Here is a 25,458-nt window from a genome sequence, read left to right on the forward strand (position 1 = left end):
TCACTCTCTCTCCATGTTCAGCGGGAAATGACAGGCAAACAGATGATTTTTCGGCCCTGTCAGGCGCGGTGTTTCGATGCATTTGCGCTGAGCATACGGGCAACGCGGACCCAGACGGCAGCCAATGGGCAGCGATTCCAGCAGCGGTATCGCGCCAGGCAGCGTATTCAGCCGGCTTTTGTGCGGCATCGCGCTGCCAAAGTCCGGGATCGCCCTGATCAGCGCCTGCGTGTAGGGATGATGCGGCGTCGTCACCAGGTCTTCGCTTGGCGCGGTTTCTACCGTCTGTCCGCAATACATTACGTCAATTTTATCCGCCCACTTGCTCAGCATTTGCAGGTCGTGGCTGATCAGCAAAATGGTGGTGTTGTTATTCTGGTTCAGACGCGTGAGCAGGCGGAAAATCTGCGCCTGGGTGGTTGGCTCCATCGCGTTCGTTGGTTCGTCCGCAATCAGCAGACGCGGCTGATTCGCCAGGGCGATGGCAATCATCACTTTCTGGCATTCACCGTCGGTCAGTTCGTAGGGAAAACTGCGCATCGCGTCTTTATGGTCTTTGATCCCGACACGGTGCAACAGCTCAATGGCACGGCGTTTACGCCAGCCGAAACGCTGCCACCAGCGGCCTTTATAAGTCCAGCCGGGAATATTCTGCATCAGCTGTTTCCCGACGCGCTCGGACGGATCGAGACAGGATTGCGGCTCCTGGAAAATCATCGAGACGTTATGGCCCACCAGTTTACGGCGTTCGCGCGGGGAGAGACGCAACAGATCGATGTCGTCGAAACGCATACGGTCGGCGGTCACCCGCCAGTTGTCTTTCGCCACGCCGCAAATGGCCTTGGCGATCAGACTTTTCCCCGAACCCGATTCGCCCACCAGCCCGCGGATTTCGCCCTCTGCGAGCGTAATACTGATGCGATCCACGGCCTTGACCCAGCCTTCGCCCGTTTTAATTTCTATCGTGAGGTTGCGGATATCGAGTAACGGCATTATTGCACCCCCGCATTGATTGCGCGGCGGATCCCGTCGCCCAGCAGGTTAACGAGCAGCACGCTCACCATGATGGCCGCGCCCGGCAGCATGACCGTCCACGGCGCAACGTAAATCAGCTCCAGCGCATCGCCGAGCATGGCGCCCCATTCCGGGGAGGGAAGCTGTGCGCCAAGGTCCAGGAAGCCCAGCGCTGCGATATCCAGAATCGCCATCGACAGGGCGCGGGTGATCTCCGTCACCAGCCCGGCGGCAATGTTAGGCAGCACGGCAAACCACAAAATATTAAACGTGGTGGCGCCATCCAGACGGGCGGCGACGACATACTCTTTCTCCAGCTCGTCGTGAACCAGGCTGTAAACCGAGCGCACCATGCGCGGCAGAATGGCCAGCCAGACGGCGAACATCGCATGGGTGAGATGCGGCCCCGCGAAGGCCACGACGATAATCGCCAGCAGCAGCGAAGGAATAGAGAGCAGGGTATCCAGAATATGGTTAAGCACGGCCGACCGCAGCCCGTGGGTTGAGCCGGCAAAAATGCCCAGCGCCAGGCCGCAGATCGCAGCGGCCAGGGTGACCACGAACGCGCCGCCCACCGTCGGTGCGGCGCCGCTCAGTAAACGACTTAGCACGTCGCGCCCGAGATCGTCAGTCCCCAGGAAGAACGAAACCTCCCCGTAACGCGACCACGACGGCGGTAAAAGCTGATAACCCAGGAACTGCTGATCGATGCCATACGGCGCAAACCACGAACCCAAAACGCACAGCAACACGAGGCCAATGCAGCCGTAAAAGCCGATCATCGCCGTGGTGTCGCCGTAAAAATTACGCCACACGGTACGTAGCGCACCGGGCGTGCGCTTTTCGCTGTAGACGTTATCGTAAGGCATACCATTCCTTATGCTTCAATGGGTTGGCCATGGCACCCAAAATATCGGAAACAACGTTAACAATAATGACCAGCGAGCCAATCACCATCACGCCGGCAGAGATCGCCGCGTAATCCTGCTGGCGAATGGCGTTGATCATCCAGCGCCCAAGGCCCGGCCAGCTGAAAACCATCTCGGTGATCATCGCCAGCGTCAGCATGGTTGAGAATTGCAGCCCAAGACGTGGGATAACGGGGGGCAACGCATTGTGCAGCACATGGCGACGTAGAATCGTCAGGCGAGACAGTCCGCGCGTGGCGGCGGCTTTCACATAGTTTTGATCGAAGACTTCAATAGTGCTGATGCGCATCAGGCGGATCACTTCGGTCGTCGGCGCGACGGCCAGCGTGAGCACCGGCAGCACCATGTGGCGCAGCGCGCTCACGATCATCTCGTCGCGCCAGACTGAATCAGAAAGCCAGGCGTCAACGATGGCGAAGCCGCTCACCGTTTGCACGTTATACAGCAGGTCAAAACGGCCAGATACCGGCAGCCAGCCTAACGTCAGTGAGAAGAAGAGGGTAAGCAGCAGCGCCAGCCAGAAAACAGGGATGGAAAAGCCAATTAAGGCAAGCGCGCTGATGAATTTATCCTGCCACTTATTACGATAAATGCCCGCCAGCATCCCCACCGGGATCCCCACCATGAGGGCAAAGCCAAAGGCGAGTATACATAGCTCCATGGTGGCCGGGAAAACCACTTTCAGCTGCTCGGAGATGAGCTGTCCGTTGATGCTGGACACGCCAAAATCCCAGTGCAGCAGGCCATTAAACCAGAACAGCCAGGCGTCCCAGAGGGATGAGCCCTGAAGCGGGGCGTGCGGCGTAAAGTAGCTCAGGCTAAAGCCGACAAAGGTCAGGAAGAACAGGGTGACCAGCAGTAACAGCAGCCGACGCAAGGTAAATATAATCATGGTTTCTTCACCTCTTGTTCTTTCTCACGGGTCACGCCCGCGAAGGAGGCGTTACCAAACGGGCTGAGTACCAGCCCTTTAATATCGTAACGGTAGGCCTGGAGGCGCAGGGAAGAGGCAAGCGGCAACACGGGAAGTTCTCTGGCCAGAATATTTTGCGCTTCATCATAGGCCTCAATGCGTGAGGCAAGCTGTTGAGACGCCAGCGCTTTTTGCAGAACGGCATCAAATTCCCGGTTACACCAGTGGGCGTAGTTGGTCTGGGAGTTGATTGCCGCACAGCTCAGCAGCGGACGGAAGAAGCTGTCCGGGTCGTTACTGTCGGTGGACCAGCCAGCCAGCGTTAAGTCGTGATTCATGTCCATCAGACGCGCCTCCTGGAAACGGCCTTCGACAGGCACGATGATCACCTTAACGCCCACCTGCGCCATATCAGCCTGCAACAGCTCAGCCGTTTTCAGCGGGCTGGGGTTCCACGCCTGAGAGCTGGTGGGCACCCACAGCTGTAGCGTCAGGTTTTCTGCCCCCAGCGCTTTAAGCTGTTCGCGCGCTTTCGCCGGATTATATTCCGTAATCTTCGCCTCGCCGTCATAGGCCCAGGAGGCGCGCGGAAGAATAGAGGCGGCGGTTTCCGCGGTACCGTAGTAAATCGACTGCATCAGACGCTGGTTGTTGATCGCTAACGCCAGCGCATGGCGCACGGCCGGATTATTCAGCGGCGGCTTATCGGTGTTAAACGCCAGATAAGCGATGTTCATGCCCGGGCGCAGGGTCAGGCGCAGGCGTGGGTCGTCGCGCAAAATGGTCAACTGGCTGGCCGCAGGCCAGGCAAGCACGTCGCACTCGCCGGTCAGCAGTTTGGAGAGTCGGCCTGTTCCACCTGAACCCAGATCAACAATAACCTGCGGCATCAGCGGCTTGCCGCGCCAGAAACGATCGTGGCGTTGCAGGCGAATGTATTGTCCGGCGCGGTACTCTGCTAACTGGAACGGACCGGTGCCTACAGGCTCACGATCGAGACGTTCCTGACGATCCTTTTTCGTCAGCTGATCCGCGTATTCGGCTGACATGACCGAGGCGTAGTGCGTCGCCAGATGCCAGAGGAAGGAGGCATCCGGGCGATTCAGACGAAACTCAACCGTACGGTTATCCAGTTTGCGAACGCTTTTGACCGAGTCCGCGAATTGCAGACTATCGAAATAGGGGAAGTTCCCGCCATTAACGTTATGCCACGGATGATTGCGGTTGAATATGCGCTGGAAGGTGAAAACCACGTCATCCGCGTTGAGCTTACGGGTTGGGGTAAACCACGGGGTGTGCTGAAATGCGACATCATCGCGTAGACGAAAGCGGTATGTGGCGCCGTTATCAAGCACTTCCCAACTTTCAGCAAGCTCCGGAACCAGCCGATAGGTATAAGGATCGACGTCGAGCAGGCGATCGTAGAGCTGTGCGGCCAGCGTATCGACAATCAGGCCGCTCCCCGCTTTTTGCGGATTAAAAATATCAACTTGACCGCTGACGCAGTAGACGAAACCACTATCACGGATATCAGGAGGCACAGCGCGATCGGGCGCAGCAAAGGCCAGATTGCTGAACAAACCGAGTGCAAACAGGGACGATAAAACCAGGCGCATAGTTTTTAAGGTTTTTAGATTCGATCTGCAAAGTGTATCGCACTTACGCCTGCTTCGTAAAAATGTCTGGGGGTAAGTGCTGATAATGTCAGCGCATTTGATGTTTTTTGAGCAATGCCCTTAACTGATGGTAGGTCAGGCCCAGCAGTTCAGCCGCCCGTTTCTGATTATATTTCGCCTCTTTCAGGCTCTGCTCAAGCAGCTGTTGCTCCTGCTGATGCTGGAACTGGCGTAAATCGAGCGGCAACGCCGGAGCCTGCTGGCGCGTCGCCGGAGCCGGGGGCTGTTTATCCTCACGCCGAAACGGATCGAGAATAATGTTGTCCAGTTCGGTCTCGCTGCTGCCATGCCGGTAAACGGACCGTTCCACCACGTTTTTCAGTTCACGAATATTGCCCGGCCAGTGGTAACCGAGCAGGGTCCCGGTGGCCCGTTCGCTGAAGCCCGGAAAGAGAGGCAGACCCAGTTCCCGGCACATCTGAATGGCAAACTGATCGGCCAGCAGCATGATATCGCTGCGCCGTTCCCGCAGCGGCGGCAGCTGTACAACATCGAAAGCCAGCCTGTCCAGCAGGTCGGCGCGGAATTTGTCCTCAGCCACCATCGCGGGCAGGTCGGCGTTGGTGGCGCATACCAGGCGAACGTTGACCTGGAGGGGCTGACTGCCGCCAACGCGTTCCAGTTCACCGTACTCAATGACGCGCAGCAGCTTTTCCTGCACCAGCATCGGCGCGGTCGCCAGCTCGTCGAGAAAGAGCGTTCCGCCATCGGCGCGCTCAAAGCGTCCGGGATGGCGTTTTTGTGCGCCGGTGAAGGCGCCAGCTTCATGACCAAACAGCTCGGTGTCGAGCAGGTTTTCATTCAGCGCCGCGCAGTTAAGCGAAATAAAAGGGCCGTCCCAGCGGCCAGAAAGAAAGTGCAGGCGGTTAGCGATAAGTTCTTTACCCGTTCCGCGCTCACCGATAATCAGCACCGGTTTATTCAGCGGCGCGAGGCGCGATACCTGTTCAAGCACTTCCAGGAAGCTGTTGGCCTCGCCAAGCAAATTATCTTTATATTCAGCCATGATGAAATTAACCACTCCTTAGTGATATTCACCAGGTGAGAATAGCCGCTGGCTGGATAAATATCAATCACACTCAGTAAAATCAATAAGATAAAAAGTTGGCATGGGATTTGTATTAACTACTCAGCAGGGCATCGCCCGATAACAGAACTATGAGGATTGAATTATGGGTATTTTTTCTCGTTTTGCCGACATCGTGAACGCCAACATCAACTCGCTGCTGGAGAAAGCGGAAGATCCGCAGAAGCTGGTGCGCCTGATGATTCAGGAGATGGAAGACACGCTGGTTGAAGTACGCTCCACCTCCGCCCGCGCGCTGGCAGAGAAAAAGCAGTTAACGCGTCGTATCGAGCAGGCAACTGCCCAGCTTAACGAATGGCAGGAAAAAGCGGAACTGGCGCTGCGTAAAGATAAAGAAGATCTGGCTCGCGCTGCGCTGATTGAGAAGCAGAAGCTGACCGACATGGTTGCCACGCTGGAACACGAAGTGACGCTGGTGGATGATACTCTGGCGCGTATGAAGAAAGAGATTGGTGAGCTTGAAAACAAACTCAGCGAAACCCGTGCACGTCAACAGGCTCTGGCGCTGCGCCACCAGGCTGCAAGCTCGTCCCGCGACGTGCGTCGCCAGCTGGACAGCGGCAAGCTGGATGAAGCGATGGCCCGTTTCGAATCGTTTGAACGTCGCATCGACCACATGGAAGCGGAAGCCGAGAGCCACAGCATCGGTAAACAGAAAACCCTCGATCAGCAGTTTGCTGACCTGAAAGCCGATGATGAAATTAGCGAGCAACTGGCTGCGCTGAAAGCCAAAATGAAACAAGACAACCAATAATAATTCCTGCGGCACCTGAGCGTGCCGCATCGTAAGACAAGGAGTACACATGAGCGCGCTTTTTCTGGCTATACCCCTGACCATTTTCGTGCTGTTTGTTCTGCCCATCTGGTTATGGCTGCACTACAGCAACCGCTCTTCACGCGGTGAGCTGTCGCAGAGTGAACAACAGCGGCTGGCGCAGCTTTCTGCCGAGGCAAATAAAATGCGCGAACGTATTCAGGCGCTGGAAGCGATCCTGGACGCGGAACACCCGAACTGGAGGGAACGGTAATGGCTGGACTGAATCTGAATAAAAAACTGTGGCGGATCCCACAGCAGGGCATGGTTCGGGGCGTTTGCGCCGGGCTGGCGCACTATCTGGATGTTCCGGTAAAACTGGTGCGTGTGGTCACCGTATTGTCGATTTTCTTCGGCCTGGCCTTTATTACACTGGTGGCATACATCATCCTGTCGTTTGTACTCGATCCTATGCCGGAAGGTGAGCTGGATGCGGAGAACACGCCAACCAGCAGCGATCTCCTGAACGCGGTGGATGAACAGCTGAGCGCAGGGGAGAAGCGATTGCGCGAGATGGAACGTTATGTCACCTCCGATACCTTTACGCTGAGAAGTCGTTTTCGTCAGCTTTAAGAGAGAACTTACATGAAACAAAACTGGCAACAGGCCGGTCAGAAGGTAAAACCCGGCCTGAAAATCGCAGGTAAACTGGTTCTGATGACGGCGTTACGTTATGGCCCGGCGGGTGTGGCGGGTTGGGCGATCAAGTCTGTTGCCCGCAAGCCGGTCAGAATGTTGCTGGCGGTCGCTCTGGAGCCGCTGTTACAGAAGCTGGCAAAACGCGTTTCCCGGCGCTACCTGTCACGCTAGTTCCTCCCGCATAAGCCCTTTCTCGCCCAGAGAAGGGGCATGACTTTCCCTTCTGCGTTTCTTATGCTTTTCTGCTTTCTTTGCGGCAGCTCACAATAATGCGTTGCGCTGCGCTGAGATTGCCGCTTTCTGCCCCCGGGTCCGTTGACAGATATTTTACATGGGAGTAGATTGCCAATCCGTGGGACCGCTACCATGGAAAATAATGTGAACGCAAAAATTAAAAAACTTATCAATCATATTTACGGTGAATCATTTTCAGATGCACACCTTAACGTGTTATTAACTAAGCTTGAAAAGGCGGCGGTTAATATTACGGAAAAGCGTAAGTCAGGCTGGGATGAAAAAGACGTTGTGCTGATTACCTATGCCGATCAGTTCTCCGCGAAAGGGGAGAAAGCGTTGCCGGTATTTACCCGTTTCTATAATGAATGGCTTTCTCGCACGTTTTCTCATGTCCATCTGTTACCGTTTTATCCGTGGTCGTCGGATGATGGATTTTCCGTTATTGATTATCACGAAGTTGCACCTGAAACCGGAACCTGGCGAGATGTCGCGGAATTAAAACAGTCTGCCAGCTTAATGTTTGACTTTGTTTGCAACCATATGTCAGCGAAAAGCGAATGGTTTGCTAATTATCTGGCGCAGAAGCCGGGCTACAAAGATTTCTTTATTTCTGTCGATCCCGAAACCGATTTATCGGCGGTGACGCGTCCCCGCGCATTACCGCTGCTGACGCCGTTCACGCTTAATGATGGCAGCGTTCGTCATCTGTGGACCACATTCAGCGATGACCAAATCGATCTCAATTTCGCCTCGCCGCAGGTGCTGATTGCCATGGTTGACGTTCTGCTCCATTACCTCATGGAAGGGGCGCGTTATATCCGTCTGGATGCGGTCGGGTTTATGTGGAAGATCCCGGGAACCACCTGTATCCATCTGGAACAAACCCATTGCCTTATCCAGCTGTTCCGCGCCATACGGACGCCGTGGCGCCTGGAACGGTGATCATCACTGAGACAAATGTTCCCCACAAAGACAATATCTCTTACTTCGGTGATGGTGAAAATGAAGCCCAGATGGTCTATCAGTTTTCCTTACCACCGCTGGTGCTGCACGCCGTTCATCGTCAGGATGTTAAAGCCCTGTGCCGGTGGGCGGGCTCGCTGGCGCTGCCTTCAACTTACACCACCTGGTTTAATTTCCTGGCTTCACATGATGGTATCGGATTGAACCCGTTACGCGGCATCCTTCCGGAATCAGAGATCCTCTCGCTGGTCGAAAAGCTTCAGCAGGAAGGCGCGCTGGTCAACTGGAAAAATAATCCTGACGGAACGCGAAGCCCCTATGAAATTAATGTCACCTATCTTGATGCGTTGAGTTTGCGAGACAGCTCAGATGATGAGCGCATTGCGCGGTTCATCCTGGCGCATGCTGTGTTGTTAAGTTTTCCTGGCGTACCGGCTGTATATATTCAAAGCATTCTTGGTTCGCGTAACGATTATGAAGGTGTCGAACGTCTCGGATATAATCGCGCGATAAACAGGAAGAAATACACCGCAGGTCAGGTTGATCGGGAGCTTAATAATAATAAGAGTATACGTTATCAGATTTATTCTCGTTTGAGTGAGCTTATTGCTATTCGTCGCGGCGAGCGTGCGTTCCATCCGGATAGTCAGGCTATTTTTGACGCAATCGGTGAACATATTCTTAAAATTGTTCGTGTTGCTGAAAATGGCGAGCGAATGACAGCATTATTTAATTTTAGCAATAAAATGCAGACCGTTTATGGACAAACGCTCTTTGGTAGGGAATTACTCTCAGGACAAGATATTAGCGGTACGGAACTGACCCTCAATCCATGGCAGGTAATGTGGATTAAATAAAACTAAAAAGGACCCTAAAATGAAAATGCCCAAAATTGTGCTGTTATCAGCACTGGTTTCGTGCGCCCTGTTATCAGGCTGTAAGGACGATAAAGCATCTCAGGTCACCATTGAGTTTATGCACTCGTCGGTAGAACAGGAGCGTCAGGCAGTTATTACGAAACTGATCGAAAAATTCGAGAAAGAAAACCCGACTATTACGGTGAAACAGGTCCCCGTTGAGGAAGATGCCTATAACACCAAGGTCATTACGTTGGCCCGTACCGGCGCGCTGCCGGAAGTGATTGAAGTCAGCCATGACTACGCCAAAGTCATGGATAAAGAGCAACTGCTGGACCGTGACGCGATCGGCAACGCGATTAAAGCCGTCGGTGAAGATACCTTTTACGACGGTATTTTACGCGTTGTTCGCACCGAAGACGGCAAGGCATGGACGGGGGTGCCGGTTAGCGCGTGGCTGTCCGGCGTCTGGTATCACAAAGATGCGCTCGCGGCAGCGGGAATCGAAGAACCGCACAACTGGGAGCAACTGCTGAAAGCCAGTCAGGCGCTCAACGAACCGGCGAAAAAACATTACGGTATCGCGCTTCCAACCGCAGAAAGCGTCATGACGGAGCAGGCCTTCTCGCAGTTTGCGTTGTCAGGCGGAGCCAACGTCTTTGATGCAAACGGCAACGTGAAAATCGATACCCCTGAAATGTCGAAAGCGCTGGCGTTTTATCGGGCACTGGCCGCGAACACCATGCCGGGCTCCAATGATGTCATGGAGATCAAAGACGCCTTCATGAACGGCTCTGCGCCTATGGCCGTTTACTCCACCTATATCCTGCCCGCGGTCTACAAAGATGGCAATCCGGCCAACCTGGGGTTCGTGGTCCCGACGGAAAAATCATCAGCCGTGTACGGCATGATCACCTCGTTGACGATCACGACCGGCCAGACCGAAGAGGAAACGCAGGCGGCAGAAAAGTTTGTGACCTGGATAGAGCAGGCTCAAAACGCGTCTGACTGGGTGATGATGTCCCCTGGCGCGGCGCTGCCGGTGAACAAACTCGTGGTGGGCACTGATAGCTGGAAAAACAACGACGTGATCAAAGCCTTTGGCCAACTGCCTTACGAGCTGATTGCCCAGTTCCCGAACGTCCAGGTATTTGGCGCCGTAGGCGACAAAAACTTTACCCGCATGGGAGACGTTACCGGCTCCGGCATTATCAGTTCCATGGTGCATAACGTGACGGTGGGACAAAAAGATCTCAATGCGACGTTAAGCAACAGCCAGAAGAAACTGACTGACCTGATAACACAACGATAGGAGCGCTTTGCGAAGGGAATTATGAAGACGTTGTTTTCTGGTCGTTCAGATATGCCTTTCGCCATGCTGCTGTTGGCCCCCAGCCTGATTTTGCTGGGGGGCCTGGTGGCCTGGCCAATGATTTCCAACATTGAAATCAGTTTTTTACGTTTACCGCTGAACCCGCGTATTGATGCGGTGTTCGTCGGCCTGGATAACTACATTCGCATTCTGGGCGATGCTGCGTTCTGGCACTCCCTGTGGATGACGTTCTGGTATACGGCGCTGGTCGTGCTCGGCAGCACCGGGCTGGGACTGGCCGTAGCGATCTTCTTTAACCGTGAATTCCGCATGCGGAAAACGGCACGTTCACTGGTGATTCTGTCCTACGTGACGCCGTCTATTTCACTGGTATTTGCCTGGAAATACATGTTCAACAACGGCTACGGGATTGTGAACTATCTGGGCGTTGATCTGCTGCATCTCTACGATCAGGCGCCGCTGTGGTTCGATAATCCTGGCAGCAGTTTTGTCCTGGTTGTGCTGTTCGCCATCTGGCGTTACTTCCCGTACGCCTTTATCTCGTTCCTCGCGATTTTGCAGACCATTGATAAATCATTGTACGAAGCGGCAGAGATGGACGGAGCAAATGCCTGGCAGCGTTTTCGTATCGTGACGTTGCCCGCCATCATGCCGGTGCTGGCCACGGTGGTCACGCTGCGAACCATCTGGATGTTCTACATGTTTGCGGATGTATATCTGCTCACCACCAAGGTCGACATTCTGGGCGTATATCTCTACAAAACCGCCTTTGCGTTCAATGACCTGGGTAAAGCAGCCGCCATTTCCGTTGTGCTGTTTGTGATCATCTTCGCTGTCATTCTGCTGACCAGAAAAAGGGTAAACCTCAATGGCAACAAATAAACGCGTTCTGGGCCGTATCGGTTTTTATCTGGGACTGGCGCTATTTCTGATTATCACGCTGTTTCCATTTTTTGTGATGTTGATGACGTCGTTCAAAAGCGCGAAAGAGGCGATCTCGCTGCACCCGACCATTCTGCCGCAGGAGTGGACGCTACAGCACTACATCGACATCTTTAACCCGCTGATTTTCCCGTTTGTGGATTACTTTCGTAACAGCATGGTGGTGTCGCTGACCTCCTCGGTCATTGCGGTGTTTCTCGGCACGCTGGGCGCGTATGCGTTATCCAAACTGCGCTTTAAAGGGCGCACGACGATCAATGCGAGCTTCTACACCGTCTATATGTTCTCCGGGATCCTGCTGGTGGTGCCGCTGTTCAAAATCATCACCGCGCTCGGCATTTATGACACCGAACTGGCGCTGATCATCACCATGGTGACGCAGACGTTGCCTACCGCGGTCTTTATGCTGCGCAGCTATTTCGACACCATCCCGGACGAAATCGAAGAAGCCGCGATGATGGACGGCCTGAACCGCCTGCAAATCATCTTCCGCATCACCGTGCCGCTGGCGATCTCGGGTCTGGTGTCGGTCTTTGTCTACTGCTTCATGGTGGCGTGGAATGACTATCTGTTCGCCTCCATTTTCCTGTCCAGCGCCAGCAACTTCACGTTGCCGGTGGGGCTGAACACGCTCTTCAGTACGCCAGATTACATCTGGGGTCGCATGATGGCGGCATCGCTAGTCACGGCACTTCCGGTCGTCATTATGTATGCCCTGTCTGAATGTTTCATTAAAAGTGGTTTGACCGCCGGCGGCGTGAAGGGCTGAGGCGGCCGATTTTAACAAGGAGTCAGTCATGAAAAAATTAGTTGCGACAGCGCCTCGTGTAGCGGCGCTGGTGGAATACGAAGATCGTCCTGTTGCAGCACATGAGGTGAAGATTCGTGCCCGTTATGGCGCCCCGAAACACGGCACCGAAGTCGTGGATTTCCGCGCGGCAAGCCCGTTCATCGATGAAGAGTTCAACGCGGAGTGGCAGATGTTTACCCCGCGTGAAGAAGGTGCAGCGCGCGGCATCGAATTTGGTAAATTCCAGCTGGGGAACATGATCGTCGGCGACATCATCGAATGTGGTGCGGACGTGACCGAATACCAGATCGGCGACAGCGTCTGCTGCTACGGCCCGTTGCAGGAAACGGTCATTGTTAACGCGGTGAACAACTATAAGCTGCGCAAAATGCCGCAGGGCGCATCCTGGAAAAACGCCGTTTGCTACGATCCGGCGCAGTTCGCCATGAGCGGCGTGCGTGATGCTAACGTCCGCGTAGGGGATTTCGTCGTGGTTGTGGGACTGGGCGCGATTGGTCAGATTGCGATTCAGCTGGCGAAAAAAGCCGGCGCGTCAGTGGTTATTGGTGTCGATCCTATCGAACATCGCTGTGAGATCGCCCGCCGTCACGGTGCAGACCACTGCCTGAACCCAATCGGTACCGATGTTGGTCTGGAAATTAAGAAACTGACCGGCAAGCAGGGCGCGGATGTGATCATCGAAACCAGCGGATTTGCAGATGCGCTGCAATCTGCGCTGCGCGGTCTCGCCTACGGTGGAACAATCTCCTACGTGGCCTTCGCCAAGCCGTTTGCGGCGGGCTTCAACCTTGGTCGCGAGGCACACTTCAACAACGCCAAAATTGTCTTCTCCCGCGCATGCAGTGAACCCAACCCGGATTATCCGCGCTAGAGCCGCAAGCGTATTGAAGAGACCTGCTGGGAATTGCTGATGAACGGTTATCTCAATTGCGAAGATCTGATCGACCCGGTCGTCACCTTCACCACCAGCCCGGAAAGCTATATGAAGTATGTCGATCAGCACCCGGAACTCAGTATCAAAATGGGCGTCACTTTTTAAGCTAAGGACAGCAAATCATGAAAATCGCAACACAAAACCAGGCCTTTTTCCCGACCGCTATCATGGAAAAATTCGAATACATCAAAGCGATGGGATTTGATGGCTACGAAATTGATGGCCGGCTGCTGGTGGAAAACCTCGACGAAGTAAAAGCGGCTATCAAAGCCACCGGCCTGCCGGTCACGACGGCCTGTGGCGGATACGATGGCTGGATCGGGGATTTTATCGAAGAACGCCGCCTGAACGGTCTACAGCAGATTGAACGCATTCTGGAAGCGCTGGCAGAAGTGGGCGGCAAGGGGATTATCGTTCCGGCTGCGTGGGGGATGTTTACCTTCCGTCTGCCGCCAATGACTTCGCCACGTAGCCTGGACGGCGATCGCAAAGCGGTCAGCGCTTCCCTGCGCTGGCTGGATGAGGTGGCAGCGCGCACCGGTACTACCGTCTACCTGGAGCCGCTGAACCGCTATCAGGATCATATGATCAACACCCTGGCCGATGCGCGTCGTTATATCGAAGAGAACGGCCTGAAGCACGTGCAGATCATCGGTGATTTCTACCACATGAATATTGAAGAAGACTCCCTGACGGAAGCGCTGCATCACAACCGCGACCTGCTGGGTCATCTGCACATTGCTGATAACCACCGCTATCAGCCGGGCAGCGGCAGCCTCGATTTCGCCAGCCTGTTCGATCAGCTGCGTGCCGATAACTATCAGGGTTACGTCGTGTACGAGTGCCGGGTGCGTGCCGACGATCCGGCTCAGGCCTATAAGGACTCTCTCACTTACTTGCGTGAATGCTAAGGATGACGAGCGTGATGAGTGCTTCTACACCTTTGCCTCTGCGCGTCGCCATCATTGGCGCCGGGCAGGTTGCAGACAAAGTGCATGCCTCGTATTACGCCACGCGCAGTGATGTTCAAATGGTGGCTGTCATGGACAGCCGCCTTGAGCAGGCACAGGCGTTCGCGGAACGTTATGCTATTCCATCGGCATGGCAGGACGCTCACGAGATGTTGCAGGAAGTAAAACCGGATGTGGTGAGCGTCTGTTCGCCTAACCGGTTCCATTTTGAACATGTGATGGCGGCTCTCGAAGCAGGCTGTCATGTGATGTGTGAAAAGCCGCCGGCGATGACGCCGCACCAGGCGGATGAGATGCGTCTCGCGGCGCGCAAGGCCGGAAAAGTCCTCGCGTACGATTTTCACCATCGCTTTGCCCTGGATACCCAGCTCCTGCGCGATGCGGTTATGAACGGAACGCTCGGTGAAATTTACTTCACCTCCGCGCAGGCGCTGCGTCGTTGCGGTGTGCCGGGGTGGGGCGTGTTCACCAATAAATCGCTTCAGGGCGGCGGGCCGCTGATCGATATCGGCATTCATATGCTGGATGCCGCGATGTATGTGCTGGGCTTCCCGGCCGTGAAGCGGGTAACCGCGCACAGCTTCCAGAGACTGGGGAACCGGAAACACACCGGCCAGTTTGGCGAATGGGATCCTGCGCAGTTTACCGTGGAAGATGCCCTGTTTGGCACGATTGAGTTCTGCAACGGTGGCATTCTGCGTCTGGACACCTCTTTTGCGCTTAATATCCGCGAGCAGTCGATCATGAACGTCTCTTTCTGCGGTGAGAAGGCGGGTGCAACGCTGTTCCCGGCACACATTTATAACGACGAAGCCGGTGTTTTACAGACGCTGACCCAGCGGGAAGAGGCTGACGATCGCCGACATCTGCGCAGTATGGACGCGTTTGTTCGCCACGTATTGGGCGAGCCGGTCATGATTGCCGATGCGGAACAGGGGCTGGTGATCCAGCAATTAGTCGCGGCATTATATGAAGCCGCGGAAACAGGGGAAAGCGTGACGTTATGCTGAACCAGTCTGTATTAACCGATCCGGGCTTTTGCCCGCATAGCCTGAATAAGTACGCGTCCATTATGGCCTGCGGCAATGGCTACATGGGCATGCGCGCCACGCATGAAGAAGATTACACCCAGCAGACCAGAGGCATGTACCTCGCGGGGCTGTATCATCGCGCGGGACGCAACGAAACCACTGAGCTGATCAATCTGCCGGATGTCACCGGGATTGAAGTTGAGCTGGACGGCATCAATTTCACGCTCCTTTCAGGCGAAATTCTTGAGTGGCAACGCGAGCTGGCCTTTGCTAACGGCGAACTGCATCGTAATGTTGTCTGGCGTTCGCCGGACGGAAAACGCTATCGCCTCGAGAGCCGTCGTTTTGTTTCGCTGGACCAGTTGCCCTTAGTGGCAATGCAGCTCTCGATCACACCGCTTGACGGCGCCGCTCAGGCCGTGCTGAAAACCGGCATAGATGCGACACAAACGAACAGCGGCAGGCAGCATCTGGATGAAATCTCGGTCAGGGTCTTTGACCAGCACTACATGCAGGGTGTGTATGAAACGCAGGACCGGGCGTCTGAAGTTGTTGTTTCGGCGTTTTGTCAGCTCTCCGCTAAGAGCGACAGTTGTTTCACCGCCAAAAATCGTCGCCTCAGCGTTCATCATTCTCTGACTATCTTGCAAGGTGACACTGTCACGCTTGAAAAAATCGTCTGGCTGACGCATCGCTGCGATAAATCGCTCTCGCAGGAGTCTTTCGCCCGCAACGCGCTGGCCGATCTCAAAGTCTGCGCGGCAAGAGGCTACGATGCGTTGCTTGAGAGCTCAGCGTACGCCTGGGAAGCGGTCTGGCGTGATGCTCGGGTGGAAGTGACTTGTGCAGAACAGCAGGATCAGCTGGCGCTGGATTACGCCGTCTGGCATCTGACGACAATGACGCCTGCTCATGATGAGCGAAGCAGTATTGCGGCGAAAGGGCTGACGGGTGAGGGGTATAAGGGACACGTCTTCTGGGATACCGAAATTTTCCTGCTGCCGTTCCATCTGTTTACCCGTCCACAGATTGCCCGCAGTCTGCTGCGCTATCGCTGGCTCAATCTTTCGGGCGCGCGTGAAAAAGCACGCCGTAACGGTTGGCCGGGCGCGTTGTTCCCGTGGGAAAGTGCCGCCAGCGGACAGGAAGAGACGCCAGAATTTGCGGCCATTAACATCCGCACCGGGGTTCGCCAGAAGGTCGCCTCCGCACTCGCTGAACATCACATCGTGGCAGATATTGCCTGGGCCGTTGTCGCTTACTGGCAGGCAACACACGACGATGCCTTTATGCGCAATGAGGGCCTGACGCTGCTGATGGAAACCGCTTCGTTCTGGATGGGACGCGCGACGGAAATTAATGGTCGTCTTGAGATCCATGACGTAATCGGACCGGATGAATACACCGAGCATGTCAACAACAACGCCTACACCAACTATCTGGCCTGGCACAACGTTGCCTGCGCGCGTCAGTTTATGGCGATGTTTAGGCGTGAAGATGCGCGTTTTACGGAGAATGCCGGGACGTTTCTGGCGCGCCTGTGGCTGCCAGAGGCCGACGCAGAGGGTGTGATCCCGCAGGATGATACCTTCATGGCAAAACCTGCCATCGATCTGAGCCGCTATAAAGCCAAAGCGGGTAAGCAAACCATTCTGCTTGATTACTCTCGCGCGGAAGTGAACGAGATGCAGATCCTGAAGCAGGCCGACGTGGTGATGCTTAACTACCTGCTGCCGGAACGGTTTACGCCGCAGCAATGTGCCGCCAATCTGGCGTTCTACGAGCCACGCACGATCCATGATTCATCCCTGAGTAAAGCCATTCACGGCATTGTGCTCGCACGCTGCGGTGACACTGACGGGGCGTATGCCTTCTGGCGCGATGGTATCGCCATTGACCTGGGAGACGACCCGCACAGCAGCGATGATGGTATTCATGCCGCCGCCACCGGTGCGATCTGGTTGGGCGCCATTCAGGGATTTGCTGGCCTGCACATTAGCGAAGGGGAGCTGCATCTTGCGCCGAAGCTGCCTGCTCACTGGCAGAAACTCGCCTTCCCGCTGCGGTGGCGGAACGCAACAATGCACGTTACCTGTGAAGATGACCAGTTAACCATTGAAACCACCGCACCTGTCACGTTGACGCTGTGGGATAAAACGCTGCACGTATCAGGGCGAAAGGTCTGCGCGCGTAAGGACTTTCTTGCATCTGTTAATGGGACCGCTACCACGGAGGGGCGCCATGACGCTTAACGCTGTTGTATTCGATCTGGACGGGGTGATCACCGATACCGCGCATCTTCACTTTCTGGCCTGGCGCGCCGTGGCGGAGGAGATTGGTATCACCTTCGATGAAGTATTTAACGAACAGCTGAAGGGAATAAGCCGTATGGACTCCCTCCAGCGCATTCTGAAACATGGCGGGAAAGAGGGGATGTTCAGTGACGAGCAGCGCCTGGCGCTGGCGACGAAAAAAAACGCGCTTTACGTCCAGTCGCTGGCATCACTGACGCAGGATTCACTGCTCCCGGGGATTCGCGACGTGCTGGCGGATATTCGCGCCGCGAAGGTCAAAATTGGCCTGGCATCCGTATCGCTTAATGCCCCCGGGATTTTGCACGCGTTGGGTATTCATCAGGCTTTCGATTTTTGCGCCGATGCTTCGCGTATTAACCGCTCAAAGCCGGACCCGGAAATCTTCCTTGCGGCCTGTAAGGGACTGAACGTACGTCCTGAAGAGGCCATTGGTATCGAAGATGCCGCCGCAGGGGTAGATGCGATTAACGCCGCAGGAATGCTGTCGGTCGGGATTGGGCCTGGCCTGAACCATGCGGGATTACAACTTCATTCAACGCAGGAACTGACCTGGGAACGCCTGACGGCGTTCTGGGCATCCCGGGCGTATTGATAAGGAATTAATAATGGCTCAACTGTCTCTGAAACACATTCAGAAAATCTATGATAACCAGGTCCACGTGGTGAAGGATTTCAACCTCGAAATTGAAGACAAAGAATTTATTGTCTTCGTCGGTCCATCGGGCTGTGGGAAATCCACGACGCTGCGAATGATTGCCGGCCTTGAGGAGATCAGCGCGGGTGAACTGATTATTGACGGGGTTTGCATGAATGATGTTCCCGCCAAGTCCCGTGATATTGCGATGGTCTTCCAGAACTATGCGCTCTATCCGCATATGACGGTCTACGACAACATGGCGTTTGGCCTGAAAATGCAAAAAATTGTGCCCTCCGTCATTGAAGAACGCGTTAGCTGGGCGGCACAGATCCTGGGCTTGCGCGATTATCTCCAGCGTAAACCTGGCGCGTTGTCCGGCGGTCAGCGCCAGCGCGTGGCGTTAGGCAGGGCGATAGTGCGCGAAGCGGGGGTCTTCCTGATGGATGAGCCTTTATCCAACCTCGATGCCAAGCTTCGTGTGCAGATGCGCGCTGAAATCAGCAAGCTGCACCAGAAGCTTAACACCACCATGATTTACGTGACGCACGATCAGACGGAAGCCATGACGATGGCGACCCGCATCGTGATTTTAAAGGACGGCATCATTCAGCAGGTGGGCGCGCCGAAGCAGGTCTACAACGAGCCGGCGAATATGTTCGTTGCAGGGTTTATTGGCTCACCGGCGATGAACTTCATTCGTGGCGCGATCGACGACCGCTACTTTGTGACGGAAACGCTGCATCTGGAGATCCCGGAAGACAAGCTGGCCGTACTTAATGCGCAAGGTTACCAGCGTAAAGCGGTTGTCTTTGGGATCCGTCCGGAAGACATTCTCACCGTACAGCGAAGCGGTGAAAACATCACGGCGAAGATCAGCGTTGCTGAGCTGACCGGGGCTGAATTTATGCTTTATGCCTCCGTGGGTGGGCATGAACTGGTTGTCCGTGCGGGAGCGGCGGATGATTACGTTGCCGGAGATAATATCGGCATCCAGTTCGATATGAATAAGTGCCATTTCTTCGATGCTGATACTGAAACAGCTATTAGATAAGAAAGGTGTTCGCCGGAAATGAAAGTTTCCGGTTTTTTGTGTGTTAATTATAAAGGAATATTTTAATGAGTACTCTACTAAGAAGTGCTGCGCTCGTCCTGTGCGCAGGGGTGAGCTGCGCGCAAGCAACAGAATCAGCCAAACAGTGGGAATTTAATATTGGCGCCATGTATGAAATTGAAAACGTCGAAGGTCAGGCCGACGATAAAGATGGATTATATGAACCCTCCGTGTGGTTTAATGCCACATGGGATGCCTGGACCATTTCGCTGGCTATGTATCAGGAAGGGCCGGTCGATTACAGTAGCATGACGCGCGGCACCTATTTCGATCGTCCTGAAGTAGAATTACGCTATCGTTTTATCGGCACCGATGATTTTACGTTCGGCCTGACCGGTGGCTTCCGTAATTATGGCTATCACTTTAAGGATGAGCATGGTGCTAAAGATGGTAGTGCTAATATGCAGCGCTACAAAGTTCAGCCTGACTGGGATATTAAACTAACCGACGACTGGCGTTTTGGCGGCTGGTTTGCCATGTATCAGTTTGCCAACGATCTGGAAAAAACCGGCTATTCTGACAGCCGCGTCGAGACCGAAACCGGTTTTACCTGGACAATTAGCGAAACGGTCTCGGCAAAAGTTAATTACTATTTAGAGCGCGGTTTTAATATGGACGGTTCACGTAATAACGGTGAATTCTCCACTCAGGAAATCCGCGCCTATCTGCCGATTTCATTGGGTCAGACTACGTTAACGCCTTATACCCGTCTGGGACTCGATCGCTGGTCAAACTGGGACTGGCAAGACGATCCTGAGCGTGAAGGACATGATTTCAACCGTTTGGGTATGCTGTACGCCTATGATTTTAACAATGGTTTATCCATGACGCTGGAATATGCCTACGAATGGGAAAACCATGACGAAGGGGAAAGTGACCGCTTCCACTATGCCGGTATCGGCGTGAATTACGCGTTTTGATAACACTTCACCAGGGGCGTTTGCCCCTGGTTTTTAGCGTAATGAAGCCGCATCTGAAAAATGCGTTTCAACCAATATCTTATGCGGGGCAGGTTTACCCGCTATGCACCTGAACAACACATCGCAGCTCTCTTCGCCCAGCTTTCTGGTGGGGATATCAAAGCCGCCAGGCGCAGGGGTTAAAATGAGAGATAGCATTGGGTCGCTGTATCCTGCCATTGCGACCTGTTCTGGGATCGTCAGGTTTAGCGCATCCGCGGCACGATAAAGACTCAGCAATTTCATACTGTCTGTCGCAAAAACCGCATCGGGCGGGTTGTCTGAAGAGAGTAGCTGACAGGCCGCCTGAAGCGCGCTTTCATGGGTATACCCGCCATCAATAACCCAGTCCGGGTTAATCGCAATACCCTGCTTCTCAAGGCTCGATTTATAGCCCGCCAGGCGATCGATAGAAACGTGATAATCGAGCGGGGCATGCAGGCAGGCAATTTTAGTTCGACCATGTTTGATAAATGAGTCGGTTAATATGGCGCTGTCGCGGAAATTATCCGTGTCGACAGAATAGATATTCTGGTAATTACCTTCCACTTTACCAATAACGACCACGGGCACGCCATATTCGTCCAGCGTCGCGAAAAAAGACTCGTTCGCCGGCGAGCTTAGCATGATGATCCCCTTGATCATCTTCTGCTTTATTTTACCCACGCATTTTTGAAGATCATCTTCGCTGCTTTTGGACGTTTGTAAAATAACATCAAAACCCTCTTCTTCTGCTTTTGCCGTAATGGCATGTAGTACATCAGAGAAAAACGGATTGCCTGCGGTGGTTTTGGTTGAACGGGTCGAAATAACCATAATGGCGTCGAAGCCAGAAGAGGTGAGTGCGCGGGCAAGTTTATTCGGTTGATAATTTAATTCTTCTATCGCCTTCAACACCTTTTCGCGCGCTTCAGGAGAAATATTCGTTTGTTTATTCAGAACGCGCGACACGGTTGATTTCGAAACGCCAGCAACGCGGGCAATATCATAGATGGTGGGTGACATACACCTTACTCACTCCAGACGGACAGCAATTGCGCCCATCTTACTGGAGAGAAAACGGCAATAGCAATAATTAAGAATTGATAATCAACGATCTGCCCCAATTTACTGTATTCTGAAGTGACTTTTTTCAGGGTTCCAGGCAATGAAGGACGGCGATGAAGCGACTTAAAAACGAATTCAATTCTCTGGTGAACCGTGGCGTTGATCGCCATCTGCGTCTTGCCGTGACGGGGCTGAGCCGCAGCGGTAAGACAGCATTCATTACGGCGATGGTCAATCAGCTGTTGAACCTGCATGCAGGGGCGCGCCTGCCACTGCTTAGCGCAGTGCGCGAGGAGCGGTTGCTTGGGGTGAAACGCGTACCGCAACGTGATTTTGGCATACCCCGTTTCACCTATGATGAAGGTCTGGCGCAGTTATATGGGGAGCCTCCCGCCTGGCCCACCCCGACGCGTGGCGTGAGCGAAATCCGTCTTGCGCTTCGTTTCCGCTCGAATGAATCCCTGATGCGTCACTTCAAAGAAACGTCCACGCTCTATCTCGAAATTGTGGATTACCCGGGAGAATGGCTGCTCGATTTACCGATGCTGGCGCAGGATTACCTGAGCTGGTCCCGACAGATGACCGGTCTGTTGCAGGGGCAGCGGGCAGAGTGGTCGACCAAATGGCGCCAGCTTTGCGAAGGACTGGATCCGCTGGCACCGGCGGATGAAAACCGTCTGGCCGTCATAGCCGAAGCCTGGACGGATTACCTGCATCAGTGCAAGCAGGAGGGGTTGCATTTTATTCAGCCGGGCCGCTTTGTTCTGCCGGGTGATTTAGCCGGTGCTCCCGCGCTACAGTTTTTCCCGTGGCCGGACGTTGACAGCATCGGTGAATCGAAACTGGCGCAGGCGGACAAGACCACCAACGCCGGTATGCTCCGCGAGCGATACAATTATTACTGTGAGAAGGTGGTTAAGGGCTTTTATAAAAATCACTTTTTACGCTTTGACCGCCAGATCGTGCTGGTGGACTGCCTGCAACCGCTCAACAGCGGGCCGCAGGCGTTCAATGATATGCGGCTGGCGCTGACGCAGCTGATGCAAAGCTTTCATTATGGCCAGCGTACGCTGTTTCGCCGTTTGTTCTCGCCAGTCATCGACAAGCTGCTGTTTGCCGCCACAAAAGCTGACCATGTGACGGTCGATCAGCACGCCAACATGGTATCCCTGCTGCAACAGCTGGTGCAGGATGCCTGGCAGAATGCGGCCTTCGAAGGGATCAGTATGGATTGTCTGGGGCTGGCGTCCGTACAGGCTACGCAGAGTGGGTTGATTGACCTGAATGGCGAGAAAATTCCGGCCCTGCGGGGCAACCGTCTCAGCGACGGTGCGCCGCTCACGGTCTATCCGGGGGAAGTTCCGGCGCGTCTGCCGGGCCAGGCTTTCTGGCAAAGCCAGGGTTTTCAGTTCGAAGCCTTCCGTCCGCAGAGTATGAACGTTGACCAGCCATTGCCGCATATCCGTCTGGATGCCGCGCTGGAGTTTTTAATTGGAGATAAATTGCGATGACGGAACCGTTAAAACCACGCATTGATTTTACCGGCCAGCTTGAGCAGTCCCCGCATGAGGCGTTTAAAACGGCGCAAACCTTCAGCGGCCCGCAGGCCGACAACTTTGCTCCCGTGCTGGCAGACGAACCGTTGGCTGAAGAGGGGCAGGCGGAAGCGGTGGTTGATGCGGCACTGCGCCCGAAACGCAGCCTGTGGCGCAAGATGGTGACCGCCGGGTTAGCCCTTTTTGGTGCGAGCGTAATCGGCCAGGGCGTGCAGTGGGGCGTCAATGCCTGGCAAACGCAGGACTGGGTGGCGCTGGGGGGATGCGCCGCCGGGGCGTTGATTGTTGGTGCGGGCGTTGGCTCAGTCGTCACCGAGTGGCGTCGCCTCTGGCGTTTGCGTCAGCGTGCCCACGAACGCGATGAAGCGCGGGATCTGCTGCACAGTCACGGCACAGGAAAAGGGCGTGCTTTTTGTGAAAAGCTTGCGGCTCAGGCCGGGATTGATCACTCTCACCCGGCGCTTCAGCGCTGGTATGCGGCGATCCACGAAACCCAGAATGACCAGGAAGTGGTCACGCTCTATGCCCACATTGTTCAGCCGGTGCTGGATGCGCAGGCTCGTCGTGAGATCAGCCGCTCGGCGGCGGAATCTACCCTGATGATCGCCGTCAGTCCGCTGGCGATGGTGGACATGGCCTTTATCGCCTGGCGCAACCTGCGCCTGATCAACCGCATCGCCAGACTGTATGGCATCGAGCTTGGCTATTACAGCCGGCTGCGCCTGTTCAAACTGGTATTGCTGAATATCGCCTTCGCCGGGGCAAGCGAACTGGTACGGGAGGTCGGGATGGACTGGATGTCGCAGGATCTTGCGGCCCGTCTCTCTGCCCGGGCGGCGCAGGGGATTGGTGCCGGTCTGCTGACGGCACGCCTGGGCATCAAAGCGATGGAGGTTTGTCGTCCACTCCCCTGGATCGATGGCGATAAGCCGCGGCTGGGGGATTTCCGTCGCGAATTGATTGGCCAGCTTAAAGAGACGCTCAATAAAAAACCTGCTCAGTGAGGTTTTGTTTTCTAATCGTGCGGGCTGTCAATATTTGTTGACAGCCACCTTCCCGAATAACGTGATCTGACATATCATTTTACTGTTATTGGCTTAAACGGTGAATTTCCCATGCGTCTGGAAGTCTTTTGTGAGGACCGTCTCGGTCTGACCCGCGAGTTACTCGATCTTCTTGTTTTACGTAGCATTGATTTACGTGGCATAGAGATCGACCCTGTCGGGCGAATTTACCTCAATTTTGCCGAAATTGAATTTAATACCTTCAGTAGCCTGATGGCGGAAATCCGCCGTATCGCTGGCGTTACGGATGTACGCACCATCCCCTGGATGCCGTCCGAGCGGGAACATCTTGCGCTGAGCGCGCTGCTGGAAGCAATGCCGGAGCCGTTTCTCTCTCTCGATCTGAAAAATAAAGTCGAGCGCGTTAACCAGGCCAGCTGCCAGCTGTTTGCGCAGACTCAGGAAAAACTTATTGGGCACCACGCCACGCAACTGATCACCGGGTTTAATTTCCAGCGCTGGCTGGACAGCAACCCGCAAAATACCCATAGCGAGCATGTCGTTATCAACGGACAGAATTTCCTGATGGAGATCACGCCGGTCTACCTGAAAGGGGAAAATGCCGCGCGGGTGCTCACCGGCGCGGTGATCATGCTGCGCTCCACGGTGCGCATGGGACGCCAGTTACAGAATCTTTCCAGCCAGGACGTCGGCGCATTCAGCCAGATTATTGCGGTGAGCCCGAAGATGCGTCATGTAATCGACCAGGCGCGCAAGCTGGCAAATCTTACGGCGCCGCTGCTGATTACCGGGGATACCGGTACGGGGAAAGATCTGCTGGCGCATGCTGTGCACACGGCCAGCCCGCGTGCGGCAAAACCGTATCTGGCGCTGAACTGCGCCTCTATTCCTGAAGATGCGGTGGAAAGTGAGCTGTTCGGGCATGCGCCGGAAGGCAAAAAAGGCTTCTTTGAGCAGGCGAACGGCGGCTCGGTGTTGCTGGACGAGATTGGCGAAATGTCGCCACGCATGCAGGCGAAACTGCTGCGTTTTCTCAATGACGGCACGTTCCGCCGTGTGGGGGAAGATCATGAAGTGCACGTGGACGTGCGCGTCATCTGCGCCACCCAGAAAAACCTGGTGGAGCTGGTGCAGAAAGGGGTATTCCGCGAAGATCTCTACTATCGTCTCAACGTTCTGACGCTCAATATACCGCCGCTGCGTGATTGCCCGCAGGACATCATGCCGTTGACAGAACTGTTCGTGGCCCGTTTTGCCGACGAGCAGGGCGTGCCGCGTCCGAAGCTCTCTGCCGACCTGGGCACCGTGCTGACGCGTTACGGCTGGCCGGGCAATATTCGTCAGCTTAAAAATGCGGTCTATCGCGCATTAACTCAGCTTGAAGGGTATGAACTGCGCCCTCAGGATATTCTGTTGCCGGATTACGATGCCGGGACGGTCTCGGTAGGCGAAGAGGCAATGGAAGGCTCGCTGGATGACATCACCAGCCGTTTCGAGCGTTCGGTGTTAACGCAGCTTTATCGCAGCTATCCGAGCACGCGCAAGCTGGCTAAACGTCTTGGGGTGTCACATACCGCAATTGCGAATAAGCTGCGCGAGTATGGGTTAAATCAGAAGAAGGGTGACGAATAAATAAAAAAGCCTCTTTGCAGAGGCT

General features: G+C 54.7%; 22 protein-coding genes and 2 pseudogenes. 18 read left to right on the top strand and 6 right to left on the bottom strand.

From position 1 onward, the window contains the following. From sapD to pspF, 5 genes are all read right to left on the bottom strand, one after another. On the bottom strand, window positions 1-993 hold the full coding sequence (gene sapD / locus ACWKXX_RS09180) for a putrescine export ABC transporter ATP-binding protein SapD (RefSeq protein ID WP_003856840.1): 993 nt from the start codon (window positions 991-993) through the stop codon (window positions 1-3). Then, on the bottom strand, window positions 993-1,883 hold the full coding sequence (gene sapC, locus ACWKXX_RS09185; protein ID WP_003856843.1) for a putrescine export ABC transporter permease SapC: 891 nt from the start codon (window positions 1,881-1,883) through the stop codon (window positions 993-995). Before sapC ends, sapD begins: the two co-directional genes overlap by 1 nt. Then, window positions 1,870-2,835 carry a putrescine export ABC transporter permease SapB gene (sapB, locus tag ACWKXX_RS09190; RefSeq protein ID WP_006810823.1) on the bottom strand — a complete coding sequence of 322 codons (966 nt, stop codon included), beginning with the start codon at window positions 2,833-2,835 and terminating at the stop codon, window positions 1,870-1,872. The genes sapC and sapB overlap by 14 nt, the downstream gene beginning before the upstream one ends. Then, window positions 2,832-4,472 (bottom strand): ABC transporter substrate-binding protein SapA, encoded by a 1,641-nt coding sequence (gene sapA / locus ACWKXX_RS09195; RefSeq protein WP_017383082.1) that lies wholly within the window; start codon window positions 4,470-4,472, stop codon window positions 2,832-2,834. Before sapA ends, sapB begins: the two co-directional genes overlap by 4 nt. An 88-nt stretch (window positions 4,473-4,560) precedes the next feature. Next, entirely contained in the window at window positions 4,561-5,553 is a 993-nt protein-coding gene (pspF, locus tag ACWKXX_RS09200) for a phage shock protein operon transcriptional activator (protein WP_161799647.1), read from the bottom strand. Between the two features lie 151 nt (window positions 5,554-5,704). Here pspF and pspA point away from each other — a divergent pair, with 151 nt between their 5' ends. From pspA to ACWKXX_RS09275, 15 genes and pseudogenes are all read left to right on the top strand, one after another. Next, window positions 5,705-6,373 carry a phage shock protein PspA gene (gene pspA / locus ACWKXX_RS09205; protein WP_015570399.1) on the top strand — a complete coding sequence of 223 codons (669 nt, stop codon included), beginning with the start codon at window positions 5,705-5,707 and terminating at the stop codon, window positions 6,371-6,373. A gap of 49 nt (window positions 6,374-6,422) precedes the next feature. Next, window positions 6,423-6,647 (top strand): envelope stress response membrane protein PspB, encoded by a 225-nt coding sequence (pspB, locus tag ACWKXX_RS09210; RefSeq protein WP_003856853.1) that lies wholly within the window; start codon window positions 6,423-6,425, stop codon window positions 6,645-6,647. Beyond that, window positions 6,647-7,006: an envelope stress response membrane protein PspC gene (pspC, locus tag ACWKXX_RS09215; RefSeq protein ID WP_006810819.1), complete on the top strand. Its 360-nt coding sequence runs from the start codon at window positions 6,647-6,649 to the stop codon at window positions 7,004-7,006. The genes pspB and pspC overlap by 1 nt, the downstream gene beginning before the upstream one ends. Window positions 7,007-7,018: 12 nt before the next feature. After that, a complete protein-coding gene (pspD, locus tag ACWKXX_RS09220) occupies window positions 7,019-7,243 on the top strand; it encodes a phage shock protein PspD (protein ID WP_033486864.1) in 225 nt (74 codons plus the stop codon). Window positions 7,244-7,438: 195 nt separating this feature from the next. Continuing rightward, window positions 7,439-9,129, top strand: a pseudogene (locus ACWKXX_RS09225) (sugar phosphorylase). A gap of 19 nt (window positions 9,130-9,148) precedes the next feature. Next, entirely contained in the window at window positions 9,149-10,441 is a 1,293-nt protein-coding gene (locus tag ACWKXX_RS09230) for an ABC transporter substrate-binding protein (RefSeq protein WP_261666203.1), read from the top strand. Between the two features lie 21 nt (window positions 10,442-10,462). Beyond that, complete coding sequence (locus ACWKXX_RS09235) at window positions 10,463-11,344, top strand: carbohydrate ABC transporter permease (protein ID WP_003856862.1); 882 nt, start codon at window positions 10,463-10,465, stop codon at window positions 11,342-11,344. Then, window positions 11,331-12,173 (top strand): carbohydrate ABC transporter permease, encoded by an 843-nt coding sequence (locus tag ACWKXX_RS09240; RefSeq protein ID WP_261666204.1) that lies wholly within the window; start codon window positions 11,331-11,333, stop codon window positions 12,171-12,173. The genes ACWKXX_RS09235 and ACWKXX_RS09240 overlap by 14 nt, the downstream gene beginning before the upstream one ends. Before the next feature lie 28 nt (window positions 12,174-12,201). After that, window positions 12,202-13,254 (top strand): annotated as a pseudogene (locus ACWKXX_RS09245) (zinc-dependent alcohol dehydrogenase). 17 nt (window positions 13,255-13,271) lie between these two features. Next, window positions 13,272-14,060: a sugar phosphate isomerase/epimerase family protein gene (locus ACWKXX_RS09250; protein ID WP_261666205.1), complete on the top strand. Its 789-nt coding sequence runs from the start codon at window positions 13,272-13,274 to the stop codon at window positions 14,058-14,060. Between the two features lie 11 nt (window positions 14,061-14,071). Further along, window positions 14,072-15,130: a Gfo/Idh/MocA family protein gene (locus ACWKXX_RS09255; RefSeq protein ID WP_108454265.1), complete on the top strand. Its 1,059-nt coding sequence runs from the start codon at window positions 14,072-14,074 to the stop codon at window positions 15,128-15,130. Next, on the top strand, window positions 15,124-17,403 hold the full coding sequence (locus tag ACWKXX_RS09260; protein ID WP_261666206.1) for a glycoside hydrolase family 65 protein: 2,280 nt from the start codon (window positions 15,124-15,126) through the stop codon (window positions 17,401-17,403). Before ACWKXX_RS09255 ends, ACWKXX_RS09260 begins: the two co-directional genes overlap by 7 nt. Further along, window positions 17,393-18,058: a beta-phosphoglucomutase gene (gene pgmB, locus ACWKXX_RS09265; RefSeq protein WP_032653776.1), complete on the top strand. Its 666-nt coding sequence runs from the start codon at window positions 17,393-17,395 to the stop codon at window positions 18,056-18,058. The genes ACWKXX_RS09260 and pgmB overlap by 11 nt, the downstream gene beginning before the upstream one ends. A gap of 13 nt (window positions 18,059-18,071) precedes the next feature. After that, the gene (locus ACWKXX_RS09270; protein ID WP_261666207.1) at window positions 18,072-19,154 is read left to right on the top strand and encodes an ABC transporter ATP-binding protein; all 1,083 of its coding nucleotides are present in this window, start codon (window positions 18,072-18,074) and stop codon (window positions 19,152-19,154) included. Between the two features lie 65 nt (window positions 19,155-19,219). Beyond that, entirely contained in the window at window positions 19,220-20,134 is a 915-nt protein-coding gene (locus ACWKXX_RS09275) for an OmpG family monomeric porin (protein ID WP_261666208.1), read from the top strand. Window positions 20,135-20,167: 33 nt separating this feature from the next. On the opposite strand, the gene ACWKXX_RS09280 is transcribed toward ACWKXX_RS09275, so the two are convergent. Then, window positions 20,168-21,178, bottom strand: coding sequence for a LacI family DNA-binding transcriptional regulator (locus tag ACWKXX_RS09280; protein ID WP_023296696.1), 1,011 nt, complete (start codon window positions 21,176-21,178; stop codon window positions 20,168-20,170). A gap of 155 nt (window positions 21,179-21,333) precedes the next feature. On the opposite strand from ACWKXX_RS09280, the gene ACWKXX_RS09285 reads away from it, so the two are divergent. The 3 genes from ACWKXX_RS09285 (at window position 21,334) to tyrR (ending at window position 25,433) form a co-directional block, all read left to right on the top strand. Continuing rightward, window positions 21,334-22,731 carry a YcjX family GTP-binding protein gene (locus ACWKXX_RS09285; RefSeq protein WP_023296695.1) on the top strand — a complete coding sequence of 466 codons (1,398 nt, stop codon included), beginning with the start codon at window positions 21,334-21,336 and terminating at the stop codon, window positions 22,729-22,731. After that, window positions 22,728-23,780, top strand: coding sequence for a YcjF family protein (locus tag ACWKXX_RS09290; protein ID WP_047738645.1), 1,053 nt, complete (start codon window positions 22,728-22,730; stop codon window positions 23,778-23,780). Before ACWKXX_RS09285 ends, ACWKXX_RS09290 begins: the two co-directional genes overlap by 4 nt. 111 nt (window positions 23,781-23,891) lie before the next feature. Next, window positions 23,892-25,433, top strand: a complete 1,542-nt coding sequence (tyrR, locus tag ACWKXX_RS09295) for a transcriptional regulator TyrR (RefSeq protein WP_261666209.1) — start codon at window positions 23,892-23,894, stop codon at window positions 25,431-25,433. Window positions 25,434-25,458: the final 25 nt, after the last annotated feature.

The organism is Enterobacter sp. UPMP2061 (assembly GCF_053709615.1).

Excerpts from the sequence above, each read along its gene's own strand:
- sapD (WP_003856840.1), bottom strand. The coding sequence starts at position 993 with ATGCCGTTACTCGATATCCGCAACCTCACGATAGAAATTAAAACGGGC.
- sapC (WP_003856843.1), bottom strand. The coding sequence starts at position 1,883 with ATGCCTTACGATAACGTCTACAGCGAAAAGCGCACGCCCGGTGCGCTA.
- sapB (WP_006810823.1), bottom strand. The coding sequence starts at position 2,835 with ATGATTATATTTACCTTGCGTCGGCTGCTGTTACTGCTGGTCACCCTG.
- sapA (WP_017383082.1), bottom strand. The coding sequence starts at position 4,472 with ATGCGCCTGGTTTTATCGTCCCTGTTTGCACTCGGTTTGTTCAGCAAT.
- pspA (WP_015570399.1), top strand. The coding sequence starts at position 5,705 with ATGGGTATTTTTTCTCGTTTTGCCGACATCGTGAACGCCAACATCAAC.
- pspB (WP_003856853.1), top strand. The coding sequence starts at position 6,423 with ATGAGCGCGCTTTTTCTGGCTATACCCCTGACCATTTTCGTGCTGTTT.
- pspC (WP_006810819.1), top strand. The coding sequence starts at position 6,647 with ATGGCTGGACTGAATCTGAATAAAAAACTGTGGCGGATCCCACAGCAG.
- pspD (WP_033486864.1), top strand. The coding sequence starts at position 7,019 with ATGAAACAAAACTGGCAACAGGCCGGTCAGAAGGTAAAACCCGGCCTG.
- ACWKXX_RS09230 (WP_261666203.1), top strand. The coding sequence starts at position 9,149 with ATGAAAATGCCCAAAATTGTGCTGTTATCAGCACTGGTTTCGTGCGCC.
- ACWKXX_RS09235 (WP_003856862.1), top strand. The coding sequence starts at position 10,463 with ATGAAGACGTTGTTTTCTGGTCGTTCAGATATGCCTTTCGCCATGCTG.
- ACWKXX_RS09240 (WP_261666204.1), top strand. The coding sequence starts at position 11,331 with ATGGCAACAAATAAACGCGTTCTGGGCCGTATCGGTTTTTATCTGGGA.
- ACWKXX_RS09250 (WP_261666205.1), top strand. The coding sequence starts at position 13,272 with ATGAAAATCGCAACACAAAACCAGGCCTTTTTCCCGACCGCTATCATG.
- ACWKXX_RS09260 (WP_261666206.1), top strand. The coding sequence starts at position 15,124 with ATGCTGAACCAGTCTGTATTAACCGATCCGGGCTTTTGCCCGCATAGC.
- pgmB (WP_032653776.1), top strand. The coding sequence starts at position 17,393 with ATGACGCTTAACGCTGTTGTATTCGATCTGGACGGGGTGATCACCGAT.
- ACWKXX_RS09270 (WP_261666207.1), top strand. The coding sequence starts at position 18,072 with ATGGCTCAACTGTCTCTGAAACACATTCAGAAAATCTATGATAACCAG.
- ACWKXX_RS09275 (WP_261666208.1), top strand. The coding sequence starts at position 19,220 with ATGAGTACTCTACTAAGAAGTGCTGCGCTCGTCCTGTGCGCAGGGGTG.
- ACWKXX_RS09280 (WP_023296696.1), bottom strand. The coding sequence starts at position 21,178 with ATGTCACCCACCATCTATGATATTGCCCGCGTTGCTGGCGTTTCGAAA.
- ACWKXX_RS09285 (WP_023296695.1), top strand. The coding sequence starts at position 21,334 with ATGAAGCGACTTAAAAACGAATTCAATTCTCTGGTGAACCGTGGCGTT.
- ACWKXX_RS09290 (WP_047738645.1), top strand. The coding sequence starts at position 22,728 with ATGACGGAACCGTTAAAACCACGCATTGATTTTACCGGCCAGCTTGAG.
- tyrR (WP_261666209.1), top strand. The coding sequence starts at position 23,892 with ATGCGTCTGGAAGTCTTTTGTGAGGACCGTCTCGGTCTGACCCGCGAG.